This window comes from Cytophagales bacterium (assembly GCA_033344775.1).
Classification (GTDB): Bacteria; Bacteroidota; Bacteroidia; order Cytophagales; family Cyclobacteriaceae; genus JAWPMT01.
Genome location: JAWPMT010000002.1, coordinates 312779 through 333084, shown reverse-complemented (window position 1 = coordinate 333084; position 20306 = coordinate 312779). Strand labels below are relative to the sequence as shown.

Below are 20306 nucleotides of genomic sequence, written 5' to 3'. Positions count from 1 at the left end.
TGGCGCAGGGTAATTAGGAGGTAATGTTTAATCATAATCAATAATTTTTGGGAAGTTGATTTACCGAATTATAATTCAGTATTTCATTGATTTGTCTAAGCCTTTATAATTGTCTAAATCGTTTATTAAAACCAAAACTGGCAGCTGCTATTAATCCAATAATTGGTGAGAGAATCGAAAAAGGCGTTATTGGGTAAAGAATATTTTTATAAGCATACCTAACAAAGAAGTTAGAAAAGTCTCCTAGCCTGTGAAGTGGGCTACCCCAACAGTAGGCCAGCGTAAAACCAATTGAATTGTCTTCGGGTACCACACCATGATACCAATAAGGTGGGATATAAAGTGCATCGCCTTGCTCCACCGTAGCCACCAAAGGAGACAAATTGAATGAAGCATCCAACTTTTCGCCATGTACATACTTGTCTTTATTAAAGAATTCAACGATTTCCCGGGCGTTTTCAATATCTGGAGACAACAACGCTACTTGTTTTGTGCCGGCTACCTGGCACATCAATGTTTCATCAAAATCATGAAAGTGCCAACCTGTTGCAGCTCCTTTATACATAAATGCCCTCAACTTGGGATAAGCTCTGGGCCCTGTTGGATCAGAAAGGAACTCAAATGTCCCAAGTGAATCAACTGCCTTAGCAAGGCCTTCTATTTTTGTTAGTTCAACTGTTGGGATGCTGAATATTTTATTTTCGCCACTAAATAGCCGCTGAATCGCTGAGTGAAATCCCATGATTTCTACCTTCTCTTTCATCCATTCCTGATCATTGTAATTGTGATTTGTAAAAGTCCCTACTTTAAAATCACTGATCTCATGTAACCAAAAGTCCTGGTTTGTCCATTTGGAAACTGCATCCCAGTGAGAGACCGCACCTTTGATCAGGCATGCCTGGCTTCTATCAACGAATTCTCGTTTAAACTCCTTTTCAGAGACGGTCAGTGCGTTCAGAACTGGCAATTCTCTGGCTGAATCTATATTTGGAATAGCTGAAAAAATCTGGTTCTTGTTGAGACTCAATGTTTCGTATTGTTATTTCAGGAATATTGAAATCAAAAGTAATCAATTCATTACAGTTGAATTAGGTATGTACTTAGTTGAATTAGGCATGTACCATACTCGAATTGGACAAATCTCTAAGATTGGATCAATGAAACCGGATAGGTTCATTAATTCGTCTTTGTAAAAATCAAATCTATTCCTGGTCAAAACTCATCGCCTGATTCCATAGAAATATTCATTTATGGTCAATTCACAATCCGACCGTACTCAAACTTGATCATTCTATCAGCTGCGTCGAAATAAGTGTCGTCATGTGTTACCGCTAATACGGTTTTCCCCATTGCTCTGAATTGTGGCAATAGTTCTCTGTAAAAGTATTTCCTGAACTCAGGATCTTGTTCTGCCGCCCATTCGTCTAATATAAGGATCGGTTTATCTTCAAGTAACGAAAAAATCAGGGCTAATCTTTTACTCTGGCCTTTTGATAGATTTTTTCGAGTAAAATACTCATGATCCGTGCCAATTATTTTTTCTAATCTCATGAGTTGGATTAACTCACTGAATCTGGTGTTTCCTTTAAGGGGAAAATCTTCATAGTTATTAGAAAAAAGATGATTATCCGTATAAATGGCCGCAATGAGTCCATGCAGACCATCTTTAGTACTATTAAGAACCTTGTCATTTAACCTAATTGCACCATTTTCCGGTGTGTAAAGGCCTGATAGCAAATTGATGAAGGTACTTTTACCTGACCCATTTCCTCCAGAAATAAACACAATTTCACCCTTTCTCAGTTGGAAGTCTATTGGTCCGAGGACAAACTCACCATTTTCGCTTTTGTGCCGAAAGGTGATATTTTCCATTTGAAGCAACTCGAAACTTTTGTCTATCTGCTCTTCTTTTTCTTCTTTACTTTCTACTGCTTTAAAGTCCTCAAGAAATTGTTTTACCCGATTGATGGCTACCAGAAATCGCGTATAGGTCTGTTGTAGATTTATTAGGTTGTTGATCGGCCCTGTTATAAACAATAGAATGATCACATAGATCAGCATCTCGTTTTGCGAGATCAGATCAAAAGCTGGTAAAATGAACAAAATCACTGCAATGACGAAGTGTAATCCGTACTCACTGATCATACTCAACGAAAGGAATACGTAGTTCAATTTATAGTCGAGTTGTTCAGATTTATCGCGATTGGGGTTTAAGTATTTGGAGACAACATTTGTTCTTCTCACCAGACTCAACTTAAATTCCTTAAATCCGTCGACCAAATCTTTGATGTATTCGTGGTAGGTCTCATCATACTCCCGTAGTTTGTTCATTTGAGAAGACATGAGGTTAATGATGAAAAAGTACACACCTGTCATGATGACGATCAGTGAGAATACGATGGACGCGGATACAACCGAAATGGTAAACATGTAGCCCAATCCCAGTATGAGGAGCATTAAGGAACAGACAGTCTCTTTAATCACATATGGCAAACCAGAAAAAGCCCTAAGGTCCGTCATTACCGTGTAAAAACGCTCACTTCCAAACTTATCCAATGCTTTTATGGGAGCATTCAACAACTGCTTGAACAACTTTTTCTCACTATCATAGAGGATTTTGAAAGTATACTGGTTGAGCTTTTTTTGAAAAATGACGTTTAATAAATAAGCATAGACGATGAATGAAATAAATACAAAGCCCATGTAGGTCTTGAGAAAGGCCTCATTTCCTACCAACACATTGTTGATGATGTAGATTATACCAAAATGCAATAATGTATGTGGGATGGCATACAATATGACATATACGATATGTAGTTTATTTATTTTGAGCATACTGTCTTTAGTGGGTTTTTGGTTGTGCCTCAGTAACTTCCTTAGAACACGTCATCAATACTTCCACGACCTGTTCCGGATGTTCGTGTATAAAAAAATGATTGCCCGAAAATATCTTTTTATTTAACTGCTGCTTAGTGTAGCGTTGCCAATTCTTGATTTTGTCGTGATGTTCTTCTTCATCACCCATAAGGGCATAAATGGGACAGTCGATTTTAATGCCTCCTTCAGTAAAATTATCAGGGTCTACTACTTCAAAATCCGCTCTGATGATCGGGTCAAAAAATGAAAACAATTCCTCTTCCTCCAAAATCTCTTCGGGAATACCGCCCATGCTCTCCAATTTGGCTTTAAAAGTTGCGGAATCCATCAAGTGGATTTTCTCATCTCTCTCTTCTTCAATTCCTGGCCCTGCTGTTCCCGAGACGATCAAATAGCCTGGAGGGTCTCCCATCTCCTTCATTTTGAAAGTCAGCCACAATCCCATAAGAGCACCCATGCTATGTCCGAATATGACATACGGGATATCCTTATTTCTGATGACCTGTAGTTGTTCCAGGAGGTCCAAAACCGCTTTGTTTTTGTCAGTGATCAGCTCCTCGTCAAACCTCCTTCCCCTGCCGGGCAGTTCAAGAAAATGATAATGGTGTTGTGCAGGAAGATGATCCTTAAGAAAACCATAGGAATAATGACTACCCCCCGCAAAATGGAAAAAGAATACTTGAAGTTCAGTCATCCTCTGGTAAGAATTTCATTAATCGGCATATAATGATAGTCCATCATTTTATTCAAAATTCTTCTATATCGCTTTGACAACATTTCAATGAAAGACCTATCAAATAGTCCTTGCTTGTATCTGAATTTCACCTCTATTCCATTCGTACATCTGGTAATCATACAATCTATATCATAAAAACATGGTGAATTTTCCTCTTCGTATGCAGAGGAAAAGTCGGTAATGGTTTGCTCCTCAGTTTCATGAAAAATATTGATGAATGTGGTCCCAAGTGCTTCCAGAGAAACATCACAAAGCTCAAGTATTCTGTCTAATCGAAACAATTTATGATCCAGGACTTCAAAGGTTTTGTGCTCAACATTTTCGATAAAGTCACTTAATATCATTTCTTCATCAATGACTGATCTCAATAAAAAATTATAGGCCAGCCATCCAACCGTATTCATGAATTCCGAATCTCTTAAGTCCCAGACACCACCAACCACTATATCTGGCTTATGTGTCAGGTCAAACAGTGTAAGCTTATAACCGACGATCAACAAGTTGGAGAAGGTAGTCCCGAGTTTTGCCGCTACTTCATTAAGAGAGTCTAAAATACTTTGTTCATACACGGTCCGATACACAGGACCTTCATAACATGTAATGCGATGAATGTTGCCTACTAAGCTGTTAAAGTCCCTGACATTCAAGCTGAGACCATTTGAATCGCACTCATAGGCCAACTCCTCCTTATAGGATTGAATCAAGGGATGATGATACGCTGGGTCATAAAATTGCTGAAGATAAAACGTTGGTAATGTGCCTGATAGTTCTCTTTTCCAATAGTCTTTAAGTGATTCTCCATGAATTGCCAATTGCTCCTTTTCCCAATTGCCAATTTGAGCACCAGGTAATCCTGATTCAACTGATACATCGGCACCTGACAATATAGCTTCGTACAAACTCCATAGATCATGATTGAGCACATTCATCGACCACTGATCGGTAATGATATGATTGACAGAAAATGAAAATATGGCTTCGGAGTTTTCCTTTACATATAGGTTTGCCATCCACAAAGGCGAATCAATCAGTTCAAATTCCCAATCCTCATCTTTTCTAAGGTGTTCTTGTATTAAGACGTTGGACGCTTCTAAATGAACTACATTCAGCGAAGGAACCTTATCTGTAGGCAATATGACTTTTTTAAATGAACTACCCACCTTTATAAAATGGGCTCTTAAATTATCATGTCCCGCTACCATTTGACCAAAGGCCTGAGCAAATGCTGAAACATTGATTTGTCCCAGATTAATGACCGCCAAAAGATTCAAACAAGAAGACTCTCTTCTTAGGTCTAGCTCCGAGTTTACATGAAGGTTATACAATAGTAATTTGCACCTCTCCCGGTGGGATAAATCATAAAACTGGTTAGAAGAACTGACCAACGTTTCCATTATATATTGTTGGAGTTTTAGTACCGTGCTGATCTAAGACGGCCGAGATTAATTAAAAAACCAGGGTCATTTAGGGCATTCGGAATGAGCGTTTGATCAAAAACCCCATCTTCCATATTTCGCACTTTTATCCTTGCAAACAGTTCGTTCATTAATTTGAAATTTCTTGTAGTTGTTCCCGCTCTAGATAATCAATTCATAAGTATCATCTACTTTATCATCGGCATTTTCGCTGTTTTGCCGCGACTCAATTAAAGTTGTCAATTTACTTACGGATGGATTGACCAAAATATCTGTAGGGCCGACGTTGACGTTTATCAGCTTAGATATTTTGTTGGCAATATGAACGGCTTTTAAAGAATCTCCACCAATCTCAAAAAAATCAGTATCCAGCGTGATGTCTTTACGGCCAAAGAAACTACGCCAGATCGCCAATACAGATTTTTCTTCATCTGTAAGATGATCCAGGTAGCTCATTGTCTGGTCTTCAAACCCCGCATCGAGCGAAAGGTCATCTTCATCATCCGTGGCCTTATCTACCCACTTATCCATTTGTAATCCCAGGTTGGTGTAGGAAACCACAACTTGTGGATTATCTTTCAAGGAAATCAGCTTTTGGAGCAAACCGGAAATTTCTTTCTTGTGTAAACTCTCACGCTCTAAACTATCGAAGTTGACCGAGATCCAAGAACGAAGTTTTCCTTGTGATCTATTCGACGCGACGAAATAATCCAGAAACGTGTTTGCAGCAGCATATGCCGCAAACCCTAAACCTCCCAAAATAGAGGATATTGATGAGGTCAGGATACAAAAGTCCAAATCGTAATCTTTGAGAGATTCTTTCAAAGAAATCAGACCTGAAATTTTTGGAGCAAACTGACGATTGAAATCATCTTCACTCAAATCCCTAAGCGGTTTAAAAGTCGACCCTCCTACAATACCTGCTGCATGAATGACTCCATTGGGTTTCCCGAAAATCTTCTCACTTTCTTTTAAGATATCGTTAAACTCCGTCTGGGAGGAAATATCACATGCGAAATAGACAGGCTGGTTTTCCAATTTTTCAAGAGCCATCATTTTTACTAATTTCTCTTTGAAAGAATCCGAAGTGCTGCCATCTTCTATCATGCCTTCCCAAAGGCTTCTATCGGGAAGCTTGGATTTACCTAACAGAATAAGTTTTGCATGATAAGTTTCTCCAAGAAATTGAGCTACTCTATAGCCAAAATCACCCAGACCTCCAGTGATGAGATAAACACCTTCGTGTCTGAAAGCAGTGACTTCTTCCTGATGAACTTTTATAGGATCAAATATCTGTTTGAACCTTAGCCCATTCCGAAGAGCAATCACCTTACCTGGTTCTGCATGAATGACCTCCGCATATAGTCTGTCATCCTCTTCAGGTTGGTTAGTAGATATATCCACTAACCCAGTTTTGATACCTGGAAACTCCTGTCCTATAACTTTTAACATAGGCACAATAAGCGACTTTGCAGGACCGGATATTTGAGGATTCGTACTTTCTATATCGTGTAGTTCATTGACGATTGCCGTGACCTCACTTATTGAGGTCATCTCTGCTGGCAAGGTCTTTATAAAATTGAGTAACCCTGGAATACACGTTTGATTAACAGTAAAAGGAAGAGGCTCCTCCTGAGGTTCTTTCGATAATAATCCCCAACAATAAATGATCCTTTGTGGACTTAATTTCCTTGTTAATATCGAATCAAACAGACGGGTAAAGTCCTTTTCGTTGTTCGGGTTTAAAATAAAACTTAATGAATCATCATGCTGAATAAACTCATCACCTTCCTTAACCACAATGACCTGTTTACCCTCATTTTTTAATTGTTCTACAATCAAAACCCCAATATCCTCTTTGTCTAGAAAAACCAGAGAACAATTCAGTAAATCTTCTTGTCCATGTGGTTTGGGGACAAGTTTCCATGTGGGACGATAAAACCAGTCATCCATCTTGATTCGCTCAGTACCTGAGCCAAGCCTTCTATATAAAATGTTTCTAACATCTACATTAGAAACGCATTTCAACTGATCAAAAGCGTAAGTAGGTAGCGGTATAACCGCTCGTTTTTCACTTTCTGAAATTTTATCCCAATCAGGCTCAAGGCCAAGCGTCCATAGTTTTGAAACACCACTCAGGACATGTTCCAAATCGCTTGCTGTGTCCTTTGGGTGGCCCAGAAAGTTAATGATGGGTTGGTTGTTTGTTTTGTTGCTATTTCCACCGACAAATGAGCTCAATGTTTTACCCGGCCCAACTTCCAGGAATAGGGCATTTTTTTGGTTCAATAAGGTGTCAATACCATCGCAAAAACGCACTGTTTGGCGCAAATGACTGGTCCAGTAACCTGGCTGTGATATTTCAACATCCAGCGCTGATTTGCCTGTCAGGTTTGAAATAATCGGAATCTGCTGAGCAGATATCTCGATCTGGTCAAATGCGTTTTCAAAATCAGTTAAGACACCATCCATCATAAAAGAATGGGCTGCATGTGAAGTTTTAATAAGCTTCGTTGAAAAGCCATTTTCTTCCATTTTTGTCCGAAACTGATCGATCACTTCAACAGGGCCTGAAACAACACATGATTGGGTACTATTTACAGCAGCCAATGACAATTTGTCCGTATTGGAAAGATAAGGAGTAAGGTTTTTTTCAGATATAGAGATACTCAGCATGGCCCCAGTTGGCATGGATTGCATCAATTCAGCTCGCTTTAAAACAAGCCACAACGCATCCTTAAATTTGAATACTCCACCTATGCATGCCGCAACATATTCACCTACACTATGCCCAATCATACTCTTAGGCTTGATGCCCCAATTGATGAGCAATTTGGCAAGAGCATACTCGAAAATAAAGTTCAAGGGAATGGCATATTCCAGCTCATTGATTGGCGTTTCTGTATCAGAAAAAACGACAGATCTTAAATCTTTTTTTGTCAGGCTCTTGAGGTGATCAAAACACTGATCCACTTCTTTACGAAAATACGCTTCCTGCTCGTAGAGCTGCACACACATATTTCTATGTTGTGAACCTTGCCCTGGAAACATAAAAACAATATGATTCTGCTTATTTTTTGTTAGAGGAGTTGATGGGGGCTCTTTTTTAAGGGCCTCTAACTTCTCCACCGCCTCTCCTATACTTTGACAAACCACACTTTTCCGATAAGGAAAAGACTTTCTCCTCGATGTTAGCGTGTGAGAGATATCTGCCAATTCAGTATCTGAGTGTTGACCTAACCAGACTGAAAGGTTCTCAATATTTTGATTCAGTGCAGCAACGGAGTTTCCCGACACAGTCAAGGTGTAATGACTCCTGGACGAAGCTATGGACTTTTGGATAGGTGCTTCTTCCAAAATCAGATGTGAATTCGTCCCCCCAATTCCAAAAGAGCTGACCCCAGCACGCAAAGGGGTCTTGTTTTCGCTCCAATTTTTGAGCTCGGAAGTTACCTTGAAAGGACCCGACTCAAACTCAATATCAGGATTGGCTTCGTTAAAATGCAGCGTTGGAGGGATTGTTTTGTTCTTCAGCATCAAAGCAACTTTAATAAACCCTGCAACGCCGGCTGCTGCGTCCAAATGTCCAAGGTTAGATTTAACCGAACCTAGCGTGCATGAATGTGACGTATCGTGGTTAAATGCTTTATTCAGTGCGGCCACCTCAACGGGATCGCCCAGCTTGGTTCCCGTACCGTGTGCTTCCACATAACTAATCGTATCATAGGGTACTTTACCTATTTGCTGGGCATTTTTGATGCATTCATACTGCCCTAAAATACTTGGGGCAGTATAACCTACTTTACGATTCCCGTCATTGTTGACCGCTGTGGACTTAATTACTGCATAAATATGATCCCCATCTTCAATCGCTTCTTGTAGTCGCTTGAGTACCACCACACCTACTCCTTCTCCACTTACAGTTCCGGAGGAATCCTTGTCAAATGAGCGGCAATGTCCATCGCTCGAGTCTTTGGCACCTGGCACGTAGCTATAACCTTTGCTGACGGTAGAAGAGATACTCACACCTCCTGAAACAGCGATATCGCACTCTTTCATCAAAAGGGCTCGGCATGCCAGATGCGTCGCAACAAGTGAGCTTGAACATGCGGTATCTAAATAGTAACATGGGCCTTTAAGATTCAACTTATAAGCGATCAGTGTGCTGGCAAAGTTCTTATTTGATATTTCGCTCAGAAAGAAAGGGTCGACATTCGAGTTGGGCGATAGTTCCGCATAAGTGCGCCAATTCAAGTTATCAGAAGCTGCCAAATACAGTCCGGTTTTTGAATCCGATGAAATCTTCTCCCCTGAGTCTTCAATCGCCTTCCATGTGTGTTCATGAAGCAATCGGATTTGCGGATCCATTAGATCAGCCTCATGCCTGGTATAACCAAAAAACTGATAGTCGAAATTTTCGGGATGATCGAAACTACCTTGTGAACCAATAAAACCAGGCTGATTAATGTCTTCAATTGACATGCCTAAAGCTAACAGTTCGTCTTCACTGAAAGACTTGATCAATTCTTTAGATGTACAAAGATTTGTCCAGAATTCTTGCAAATCCCTTGACTCGGGAAACTGGCCGGACATACCTATAATGGCCACTTCAAGGCCGTTGTAATTGGGCATTTTAGTTAGGCTGTTTTAGTTGACAAAGTCCTGGGATATACCCATCGCTGCTAATATGGATCTCTCACCTTCATAAGGTTGTCTTCCATGTGAAAAAAGCATGTTGTCCAGTAAGAGCATGTCATCCTTTTTCCATTTATATAAAACTGATTTTCTCGTATAGTAATCCTTAATCTTAGCGACTACTTCTTCTTCGATATCAGTTCCATCTCCGTAATACGAAGTAAAAGGCAGGCTTTGTTCCCCAAAGTAATCCACAACATCCGGATCATACTGAGATTTATGATAGAAATACATATGATTAAACCAGACCTCTTGTTTCGTGACAGGATGTATTTGAAAGGCAGGTAAAACCCAATTTAACCTGAGATGATAGTCATCAACCCATTGATAGGAAATATCGTTTTTCTCTAAAATGTCATGAAGGACATTTTTATCGCTTGTTTGATAAGTAGTTTGCCAATCAAGTCCGACCCCCTCTATGATGTTTCGTTCGTACATTATTCCCTTTTCTCGAAAGGTTTGAAGCTCTTCAGGTGATAAAAGCTTCATAACTTCTCTCTCATCTGCTATTGGTGTTTCTCCACCTTTATCTGCTGGTGTATTACAGAAAAATGCAATGATCCGATTAAAGGTCTTCGAATAGGAATTTTCGGTATGCAGATTGATCGGCTGATCGCTTGGATAAGTCGTAGACGTATAGACCTTCTCATAGACTTGATCTCGTGGCGAGGTTCGATTGACATATGAGAGTGGTTCTCCAATAATCTCAGAAAAGACTTCATTAAATTCTTTTGAACCCCCAATAGTCATGCCCGTGAAAAGAATAGCCCCATGTTTTGCCAAAATATCCGAGATATCCTCTTTATGGGACTTGGCCCATTGTATAAAATCAATTTTTTGAGTTGGTGATATCGTAACGGGCATGGAACCGGGCTGAGTTCCAAACTGCAGTTTAATGTCATCGCCCAATACGGAAGCTGTTTGATTTCCCATATGTTGGTTTAATCGTGTTTGTGAGTATTAAAAAAAGAACGTTTTATATAAAGCTTAGATTGAAATTCGCTGCTCTTCGACCATTTCTGAATTTTCGAGAAATTTAAGTAAATCGTTGACCGTGATATGTTTACCTAGCATATCCGAAAAGAAGAAAAACAAGATTTCCAGCTGGTCATCGGCGGGATTTTCTTTTACAAAATCGATAAGTCTTTCTTTCTCCGTGTGGTATAGAAAATTCCAGGTAATTGAGATGCTATCTGTTAAACAGGTAACATCATGAAACCAGCCCGATGGAAAAAGAATGATCTCTCCTGGTTTCAAAGTCAGGTGATAATTAGGGGATGCATTTTTGAAGTTTGGGAACCTGGAATGATCAGGTTTTTTAACATCTACAAAATCCTGCCCTGACATCAAATACTCTGCTTGAGAAGGATCATATAAAATGACCTCTTTTTCGCCAAAAAGCTGACAGAGAATGGCATTGCTTCCAAATGGATCTCGATGAAGCCTCGTTCTTGCTCCTTTTGCAGAAATAAAAAGACCCTTGTAAGGATACCGTGAGGTCGTTATATCTTTCTCAGTATTAGTATCACCGAAAGGGACAACAAGTGATGATTTAGGCAAAAAAGTGGGATGGGTCCAAGCATCCCTAAGTTGCTCAAAAGCAGTATCAGACCAACAAAAGTCCGCATTTTTAAGCTTAGTATACCATCTAATGTATTCAGTGCATTCTTTATCAGGACGTGAAAAGTTATTTGTTAGGTAATCATTTAAAGACGTGACATCCTGAAGGTCAAACAGGTTATTGTAAACTTGTGTTTCAAAACTTCCTAACTCTTTTTTCAAGGAATCTGGAGTGAATCTGGTTAAGTCCCAATCCCTCATCCCATCTAAAACAATTACTGGTTTATTTGATGCCAGGTATGAATCAATAAAGTCCGTCTCACTTAAATTTTCAACCTTATCTATAGTCATTTGGATTGTAATTGTATTTAATGTGCTTCGATAATTCGCACATATATAATTGAATTAGCTCTAAAACTAATCAAATCTACAAATCCTTTGTGATTCTTGTTAGGTTTACAACGATCTAAAAATAACTTATCGTTTTATTTCACGAATAACTAAATAATAATGGAGCTAACTCTCACCTTGCCACAGCAGGATATATTTTATGAACAAATCCTCTACCCTGGTGAACCTACTCACAACATAGGAGCAAAAATTGAGATAAAAGGAGTCCTGAATACCAGCACTTTACAGAGCGCCTATGTAGAGATGCTCGATCAAAACGATGCTTTTAGAATGGTATTCAATCGCAAAAATCATCGAATACAAAGTGGCATCCTCATCGATCACATGAGTGAGCTAAAATTGCTTGACTTTTCAACATTCGAGGATCCTGAACAATCTGCTCACCAATTCATGCAATCGGAGTTTAGCTTGCCAATGGATATTTTATCGGGCAAACTGTTGCACAAGTTTATACTTATTAAGATAGGCAAACAGTTGCATTATCTTTTTTCGGTCTACAATCACATCATTACTGATGGCTGGGGAACTTCATTGATGTTTCAGCGACTTGTAAGTAACTATAATGAGTTGCTTGAACATAAACGGGTCGTCAGCAAATACCCTTTTAGTTACAAGGATTTCATCGCTGATGACAAGTCTTATGAAGATTCAAACAATTACAGATCAGATAAGGACTATTGGGTAAAAAGATTTGATCCCCTTCCTGAAAGCTTACTAGAGAAAACCAATGCGACCGAAACGCATGCGGCTAGTACAAGAAAAGAACTCTATGTGGAGAGAAATCAATTTAATCGCATTGGAGAACTAGCCAAGGAATGGCGCATCTCCTCTTTTCATCTGATGCTATCAGTATTGTTTACCTATCTAGGCAGAAGGTATGGCAAAGAAGATATTTCAATCGGCTTACCTACTCTGAATCGAAACAAAGCAATATTCAAAAAAACTGTTGGATTGTTCATGGGGATCACCCCGCTCCGAATGAAGCTTGATTTCGAAGAGAGTATCCCCGAATTAGCCGTAAGAATAAAGGACCAGTTAAGAATCGATTATAGGTATCAACGATTTCCGCTCGGGAGACTCCTTCAAGAATTGAATTGTCTGGAAGATAGACAAAGACTATTTAATATCACTTTGTCTTACGAAAAACATAATTACGCCAGTCAATTCACTGAGACCCGTACAACCGTTATGCCTTTATCTCACGGATCAGAAAGAGTAGCACTGGCCATCTATATTCGTGAATTTGATGACGAGAAAGATGTTAGAATCGATTTTGATTACAACACATCATTTTTCACACCCGATGATATCCATTTTCTTGCAGGACATTTTGAAAAAATACTTCATGGTGTCATTGAAGCCCCTGGCCGACCTGCAAAAGATGTGATCTACATCACAAAAGAAGAACAGAAAATCTTTGATGAATCGAATAAAACAGACCAGAAATTTCCAGACCGCATTACACTTCTTGATCTGATCAAAGGAAATGCAAAAGACCTACCTGCTAACAGCGCCGTTCGGGATTCTGAGAGATCACTAGCATTTTTAGAGCTTGAAAGGATTTCAAATCAAATCGCAAATTTCCTGACTATTGAGAAGTCCAACGGTAACATCAATCAACCCTATGTTGGTCTTCTATTAGAAAGAGATTCGGCCACACTTGCCATTATTCTGGGCATCTTCAAAGCAGGGATGAGTTACATCCCTATTGATACAAACATGCCGGAATTGCGGGTCAGGGCGGTCCTGGAGGAAAGCCTACTCGACTACCTTATCGTTACCGAAAGCGCGAAATTAGACGCTCCTGGAGTGTCCCAGATGCCCGTTAAACGGTTATTGCGACAAAGCCAACAACATTCAGAAGAAGTTATTTTCAAGATAGAACGGTCTGATATTGCTTATATCATATACACTTCTGGCTCAACGGGAAGGCCTAAGGGAGTCAAAATCTCACATGGCGCTTTAGTGAACCTCTTGTTGAGCATGAAAGAAAGACCTGGTTTTGATCAGACCGATGTTCTTTTTGCAGTCAGCACCTACTCTTTTGACATTTCCATTTTAGAATTCTTCCTGCCATTAATTGCTGGTGGCACTGTCTATATAGCCTCCAAAAGCGAGCTCAATGATCCCAAAAAGCTGATTGGCACGCTGGAAGCAGTCAAGCCTTCTGTCATTCAAGGGACACCTAGCTTTTTTCAATTTTTGATCAATGCCGGATGGAAAGGAGATTCTGGCCTCACCATCTTATGTGGCGGCGACCGACTCAGTAAGGAACTAGCCCATGTATTGATTCCTATCTGCAGCAAGCTATGGAACATGTATGGGCCTACCGAAACCACGATTTGGTCTAGTGTGCACCGCGTCTCATTCGCTGACCAATCGTTGATCATTGGTAAACCCATCGCAAACACACAGTTTTACATCTTAGATAGTTATCAAACTCAAGCTCCTGTTACTACCTGGGGTAATTTATATATCGGTGGGGACGGGATTTCCGATGGTTATTTCAATAACGAAAGACTTACAAAAAGTAAGTTCATTTCCAATCCATTTAAGAAAGGGAGTACGCTTTACGATACGGGGGATATCGCCAGATGGAGAATAGATGGTTCGGTAGAATTCCTGGGCCGCCAGGATGGACAAATTAAGATTCGAGGCTATCGGATTGAATCTGCCGAAATTGAAACCAAACTAGTTGCTATCTCTGAAATTTCTCAAGCGATAGTGGTAGCATCAAAAGATGGCAACTCGGAAACTGTCCTTGTAGCATATGTCATAAGCAATGATACCTGTGACCCTGTTGATATCAAACGATCATTACAAAGGGAATTACCCGATTACATGGTCCCATCCGTGATCAAACAAGTTGAAGCATTTCCTCAAACGCACAATAACAAAATTGATCGAGTAAGCCTTTCAAAAATTCCCCTGGTTAATGCCCCTAAAGAAGCAACCTATCTTGCCCCAACTACTCCGTTAGATTTGACTATTCAACAGTATTGGAAAGAAGTGCTAGGAACAGATCATTCCATGAGCCTTGATGTCAATTTCTTTCAATTGGGTGGCCACTCACTTAATGCAGTGAAGCTCATTCATCTGATCAATAAGAACCTGTCTGTTTCGCTTGAATTGGGCGAGGTATTTAAATATCCTACGATAGCGCAAATAGTCAAAAGAATTGAGGAAAATCTGTCATCAAACAGCACATCTCAAATACCAATAGCAGATGACTTCACTTATTATCCGCTTACTCCTGCACAATATGAAATATGGCTGGCCTCTCAAAGCTCAGACATGTCTATTGCATATAATTTAGCTGCAGCATTTTATGTAGATGGAGCACTTTCCATGAACAGAATTGCGAAGACTTTCGACTCCCTGGTAAAAAGGCATGAAATATTAAGAACGAATTTTTTGGAAAGAAATGGGACCACATTTATGCATTTCGCCGATGAAGAAGTGGTTTCCCCGGAGTATTCGTCAGTTACTCTGGAACAAAGTGAGGTACAAAGGGAGCTGAATAATTTTGTCAATACTGAATTCGATCTGGAGCATGACTTATTGATCAAGTTTATGATAATTCATGTGAAGGGCGGACAACCGGTTATTGCTTTCTGCTCGCATCACACCATTTTAGACGGCTGGTCACTGGAACTCCTGACAAAGGATTTTATGCATCTATATGATGCCGACTCGGATATGCCTTCGCTTCCTGGAAAATCTAACGAAATCCAATTTAAGGATTATTCACAATGGATGTTAAATCATCTGAGGAACCAGGATGTGTCTACTTTCTGGAAAAAATATCTTGAAGGATACGAGTTCAAACCTAGCATTCAGCGTAATCAGGACTCAATTACACAAGCAAGCACAGGAGAAGTATTATCCTTTACTATCCAGGGTGACGATTACATCCACATGAAGAGTCTTGTAGCTACGTATAAGATCACAACTCATACGTTGCTTATATCCGTACTTGTCATGTGCATCAAAGCAAAATCACAGCATCGCGATTTCTGCTTAGGTATCATTAACTCAGGACGAGCTTATTCTCAGACCACTAACCTTATCGGCATGTTGGTTAAAACGATCATTTTAAGAGTTGGAATCAAGGATGATCAATCCCTGATGGAACTATTTGAGGACATTCAAGAAAATGTTTTGCTAATCGCCAAACATCCGGATCTACCAACAACGATCAACAAGAATAAGATGATTGATCTGCTTGTCACTTATCAAGATCGAGAAACAAATTTCCTGGAATCGCTTCACATGAATAACACAACTTTTCATCCACTGGACATTCAGCTGAATCACAGCAAATTTCCATTAGTGGTCAATTTTGATGAATTGGAAAGCTCACTAAAAGTGACCATTTCATATGACATTAAATTATATGCTAAAGATTCCGTCCAATCCATTCAATCTACATTTGAACAAATCGTAAAACTTATTGAAGGAGACGGTGATCAATTAATTGCCGAAATAGTTGAAGAGAACGGAAGTATTTCTGAAGAACTTACTATTGACTTTGATTTTTAATCCGAATCTTTGAACGGCACTTACCAGGCTTACGTACCTGACAAGAATTATCAGTTGTTATCTAATAATTTAATTTTACCTGAAACTCAATTGGCTAAACGTGAATGACAAATATTTGTGCAGTCTGGCAAGATATGCGCTGTTTTTTTCTACAACTTTAGGGCCATGGAAGATACCATAACTTTCTCCTAATCATGTGACGCTTACTTAAGTACAAATCAACATATAAACCAATTAGCCTTACCCAACAAAATAGAAGAGGATGTTAAAAAATATTAAAACGTTGTATTTGATTAATAATTTCGTCAAACGAGTAAAGCATAAATTTGCTATCAGCAGGATTATCATCTTGTTCATGCTTTCTTTTTTGGGCTATAGTGTATTTGCTCAACAGGACATATTGCAATTTGAAAAGACAGATCCATTTTATCCGAATATAGATTCCACCCTCCTCAAAGACATGGAATGGGGATATTTCAATGTTCCTGAAAATTGGGAGATGCCTGATTCTGAGCCAATTAAACTAGCAGTTGTCAGACTGAAAAGTCAATCTAGTGAGGCAAATCCACTGGTTGTTCTTGCAGGAGGACCAGGGTCAAGCATTATTGAAGGTGGGTGGTATTGGCTCAATCATCCGATTAGGGAGAAGCACGATATCATTTTAGTAGATATCAGGGGTACAGGATTTTCAAAACCAAGGCTTTGTCCTGATCTCGGTAAAGCGTTTTTTGAAATTTTTGCGAAAAATATTGACGTAAAGCAAGCGACATCATTGAGAGTAGAAGCGACATTGGACTGCCAATCCGACCTGACAGAACAAGGGGTTGATATTGCAGCTTTCAACAGTATAAGTGTCTCCAATGACCTCAATGCCCTAAAAAATTACCTGGGTTATGAAAGCTGGAATGTAATGGGCATTTCTTATGGAACCTATATCGCACAGGTTTATGCTAATTATTTTCAAAACGATATAAAATCCTTAATTCTAGACTCTCCTATTTTAGACATCAAGCAGTATTACACTACGAATACCGCCAATTATCGCAGTAGTCTGCAAAAGGTTTTTGAAAATTGTAAAAACAACCCGGATTGTAACCAGGATTATCCGGAGTTAGCATCTGTTTATTTAGAAACCATAGAAAGCCTTGAAGCGAACCCAATAACCCTTTCTGTAGACAATAGCATCGTAGCAACAGGGAGTTTTACTTTCAATACAAATGACTTCAAGCTGGCCGTGCAACAAAGTCTGTATCGGAAAGAACTGATAGAAATCATCCCACTCCTGATCTATCAATTCAGCAATCGCAACGAATCAGCTTTGGCAGCACTAATCGAGTCGTTTTCGCAAAACCTTAACTTAGATTACGGAGTGTATTACTGCTTTACCTGTAATGAAGCCATACCGGCCAACTCGTTCAGTGATTACGAGCAAAACTCAAACAGCTCAGGCAATCAACCGTATCAATTGTCTTTCTATAAGTCCGATTTTGAAATCTGCTCTGTTTGGAATAATGAAAGAGACACATTGCGTTTGCCTGAATCACCGGATTTATTGAACATGCCCTCCCCAGTCCTTATTTATAATGGATTTTTTGATCCAATTACCCCTCCTTCAAATGGTAAAGGATTAAATAACCTTCTTCCTAATTCGTATTTGGTAAAAGCCGGAGCGTATGGTCATACACCAAGCTTTACAAATGAAGGCAATTCAGTCCTCAAAGCGTTTTTAGCAAACCCATCAACCCAACCAAATGTCGATGAGTTTGCTCCTTTCGATCCGGCAAAGTTTGCCACGGGCATATTTATTACCTCAGGAGCGATTGGTATGGCAAAGAGTATTCAGAATTTTGATATACTCTTCTTTGCACCACTCATCATCTCGTTAGTTATTTTTATCAGCTATATCGTTTTTCAAGTTTTCTCGAAATTCAATAAACAGCAAACACGTCGACAACAAAAGGTCGCAGAATCTTTGATACTGTTTTGTTCCTCGATCGCCCTGGTAATCGTGCTGATTTTGGTCTATGCCATTATACAGACTTTGAATATTAACTTCAACATTGTAGCGTTCGGTATTCCAAATGATTTTGCATTTATCAGCATCTTGAATTATGCATTCATTGGAATACTCGCAGCTACCTTTATTTACTATGCCATTAGATTCAAAAACCTGAATAATAGAGCGCTTCTTTTTGCTATATTATTTTCTAATGCAATAACTGGAACCTACTTATATCATTGGGGCTTTTTATAACATTTCAATCATTTTGCCAGCCTCTTCTAGTCGAGCATTAATATGTTTTTGAAGAGGATTGAAATGCACAGCTTCCTCACTCCAGTTACTCTCAAAATCTTCTATAATGTGATGTGACGATAATAATGCTCCATCCCTGTATTCGCGAATAACCGGATGCAAGAAGGCACTTTTATCCGCATTGTCAACGTCATCTTTATGAACTCGTTGCACTGCAAAAATATTGTCAGCATTTTCAAAGACTTCATTGCCATATTCAAGCGTGATTACCATGAAATGAGTAGCAAACAAATTGGTATTGTCATGGAGGTAGTCAACTGGCACGTCATAAAAATATTCAAATGAATTTGTCTCTATATTCAGACACACAACATGTGAAATAAACCCAAATTGTTGCCAAATACTTGCGGCCCTATTCACATTGATAATGATCTTTCTGGAAAGTGCTGTGCTATCCAATGTCTCACTTCCATCTGTTTCCCACGAAAAGCTATTATTGAGTTTATTTATGAGAATTTGAGAAAGGCATTTACTGTTGTATCGAAAACCGTGGATGAATCCGGATGTGGATTTTTTATAATCCCGCATGTGTGTCAACGTACCGGCAAAAAACAAATTATCAACGTTCTTAGATTCCCATGAAGAAGTCTGCAAGGGGAACTTATTATTGATGGTCATCTCTGGTCGAGAATCAAAATGAAAAATAGAATTATCAAACCTAAAACCTGCGCAGGTGATGATGTCATCATATTCTATGGTTTCTACTTCACCATTTGCATTCGCATATCCAATTTCAACTAATATTTTGGAACCTTGCTTTTCAATTTTTTTAATCTGACCGTTAATGATCCCATTTTGAGACTTGAGTTGGTAGGTGTCAAGAAAGTTATTATTTATTGCCCTGAGGTTTCCAACATAATGTGATTGCCAGGCCATTTTTATTGGACTTGGGCTAAGGCAATGAATTAGTGAGGCATAAGGAGTTAGACTTTCAGCAGTCTCCAGGGCAGAATTTCCTTTCCCGATGATAAGCACTCGCCTGTTGGCATAGATCTCGGGATTGTCTATATCTTCATAGTTTTTGCTAATATCAATGTTCTCTATTTCAGGGATATTGGGCTTACTCAAGCCAGTTGCAACCACCAGATACTCCGACTGGTAAATAGCATCCTGGGTTACGATCTCAAATGTTTCATCAGTCTTCTTAATTTCATTGATGCAACTGTTATAATTCACGTTCAGGTCATGTGTTTTGACATAGTCATTCAAATAATTGACTAGATGGTCCGGGTCTGGGAAATATTCTTTCGAATAATCTTTGAATTTAACATCGCCTTTATCTGACAATAGTGAATTCCAATCAAATCTCATGTTTACCTCCGGGTCATCTGACCCTGTGTAAACTTTGTTAATTGAAATCAATCTTCTTTGTATGGGAAATTTCGAAAAAAAAGATCCGGCTTTATCGTTTCTTTCTAACACCAGATAGTCCACCTTCATTTTTTCCAGGAAATAAGCCAGTTGTACTCCTCCTGGACCCGCCCCCATGATAATAACCTTCTTTTTAGTCATTTGATATAGATATTAATTGATTTAGTTATATAATAATTAAAGCTTGACTCTATGAAATTTTGGATAGTTAAAACTGTCTTGATATTGAATTATTTTAACTCTTTCTTATAACTCTTTAAGGTAAAAGAAATACAATATTTTGAAATAAGTGCTCTTTAAAATGGAGAATAAATTCTCATTAAGCTGTATTGGCATAAATTTTTAGAAATAATCAGATAAGACGAACAATGATAGAGAAAATATA

The 20306-nt window shown here is 39.0% G+C and carries 10 protein-coding genes; 2 read left to right on the top strand and 8 right to left on the bottom strand.

What is annotated here, in order from left to right; all coding sequences use genetic code 11:
- Positions 1-103 precede the first annotated feature (103 nt).
- The 7 genes from R8G66_05930 to R8G66_05900 all read right to left on the bottom strand — a co-directional run bounded on the left by R8G66_05930 (position 104) and on the right by R8G66_05900 (position 11634).
- On the bottom strand, positions 104-1027 hold the full coding sequence (locus R8G66_05930) for a cupin-like domain-containing protein (GenBank protein ID MDW3191879.1): 924 nt from the start codon (positions 1025-1027) through the stop codon (positions 104-106).
- 227 nt (positions 1028-1254) lie between these two features.
- On the bottom strand, positions 1255-2835 hold the full coding sequence (locus R8G66_05925; protein ID MDW3191878.1) for a cyclic peptide export ABC transporter: 1581 nt from the start codon (positions 2833-2835) through the stop codon (positions 1255-1257).
- Positions 2836-2842: 7 nt separating this feature from the next.
- Positions 2843-3571 (bottom strand): alpha/beta fold hydrolase, encoded by a 729-nt coding sequence (locus R8G66_05920; GenBank protein ID MDW3191877.1) that lies wholly within the window; start codon positions 3569-3571, stop codon positions 2843-2845.
- Positions 3568-5007 carry a condensation domain-containing protein gene (locus R8G66_05915; protein MDW3191876.1) on the bottom strand — a complete coding sequence of 480 codons (1440 nt, stop codon included), beginning with the start codon at positions 5005-5007 and terminating at the stop codon, positions 3568-3570. Before R8G66_05915 ends, R8G66_05920 begins: the two co-directional genes overlap by 4 nt.
- A 183-nt stretch (positions 5008-5190) precedes the next feature.
- A complete protein-coding gene (locus R8G66_05910) occupies positions 5191-9660 on the bottom strand; it encodes a type I polyketide synthase (protein MDW3191875.1) in 4470 nt (1489 codons plus the stop codon).
- 15 nt (positions 9661-9675) lie between these two features.
- Complete coding sequence (locus tag R8G66_05905) at positions 9676-10656, bottom strand: TauD/TfdA family dioxygenase (GenBank protein MDW3191874.1); 981 nt, start codon at positions 10654-10656, stop codon at positions 9676-9678.
- Between the two features lie 54 nt (positions 10657-10710).
- Positions 10711-11634, bottom strand: coding sequence for a cupin-like domain-containing protein (locus R8G66_05900; GenBank protein ID MDW3191873.1), 924 nt, complete (start codon positions 11632-11634; stop codon positions 10711-10713).
- 159 nt (positions 11635-11793) lie between these two features.
- On the opposite strand from R8G66_05900, the gene R8G66_05895 reads away from it, so the two are divergent.
- Positions 11794-16236: an amino acid adenylation domain-containing protein gene (locus R8G66_05895; protein ID MDW3191872.1), complete on the top strand. Its 4443-nt coding sequence runs from the start codon at positions 11794-11796 to the stop codon at positions 16234-16236.
- Positions 16237-16498: 262 nt separating this feature from the next.
- Positions 16499-18490, top strand: a complete 1992-nt coding sequence (locus R8G66_05890) for an alpha/beta fold hydrolase (protein ID MDW3191871.1) — start codon at positions 16499-16501, stop codon at positions 18488-18490.
- On the opposite strand, the gene R8G66_05885 is transcribed toward R8G66_05890, so the two are convergent.
- On the bottom strand, positions 18485-20062 hold the full coding sequence (locus R8G66_05885; protein MDW3191870.1) for an NAD(P)-binding domain-containing protein: 1578 nt from the start codon (positions 20060-20062) through the stop codon (positions 18485-18487). The two genes, R8G66_05890 and R8G66_05885, sit on opposite strands and share 6 nt — an antisense overlap.
- Positions 20063-20306 lie beyond the last annotated feature (244 nt).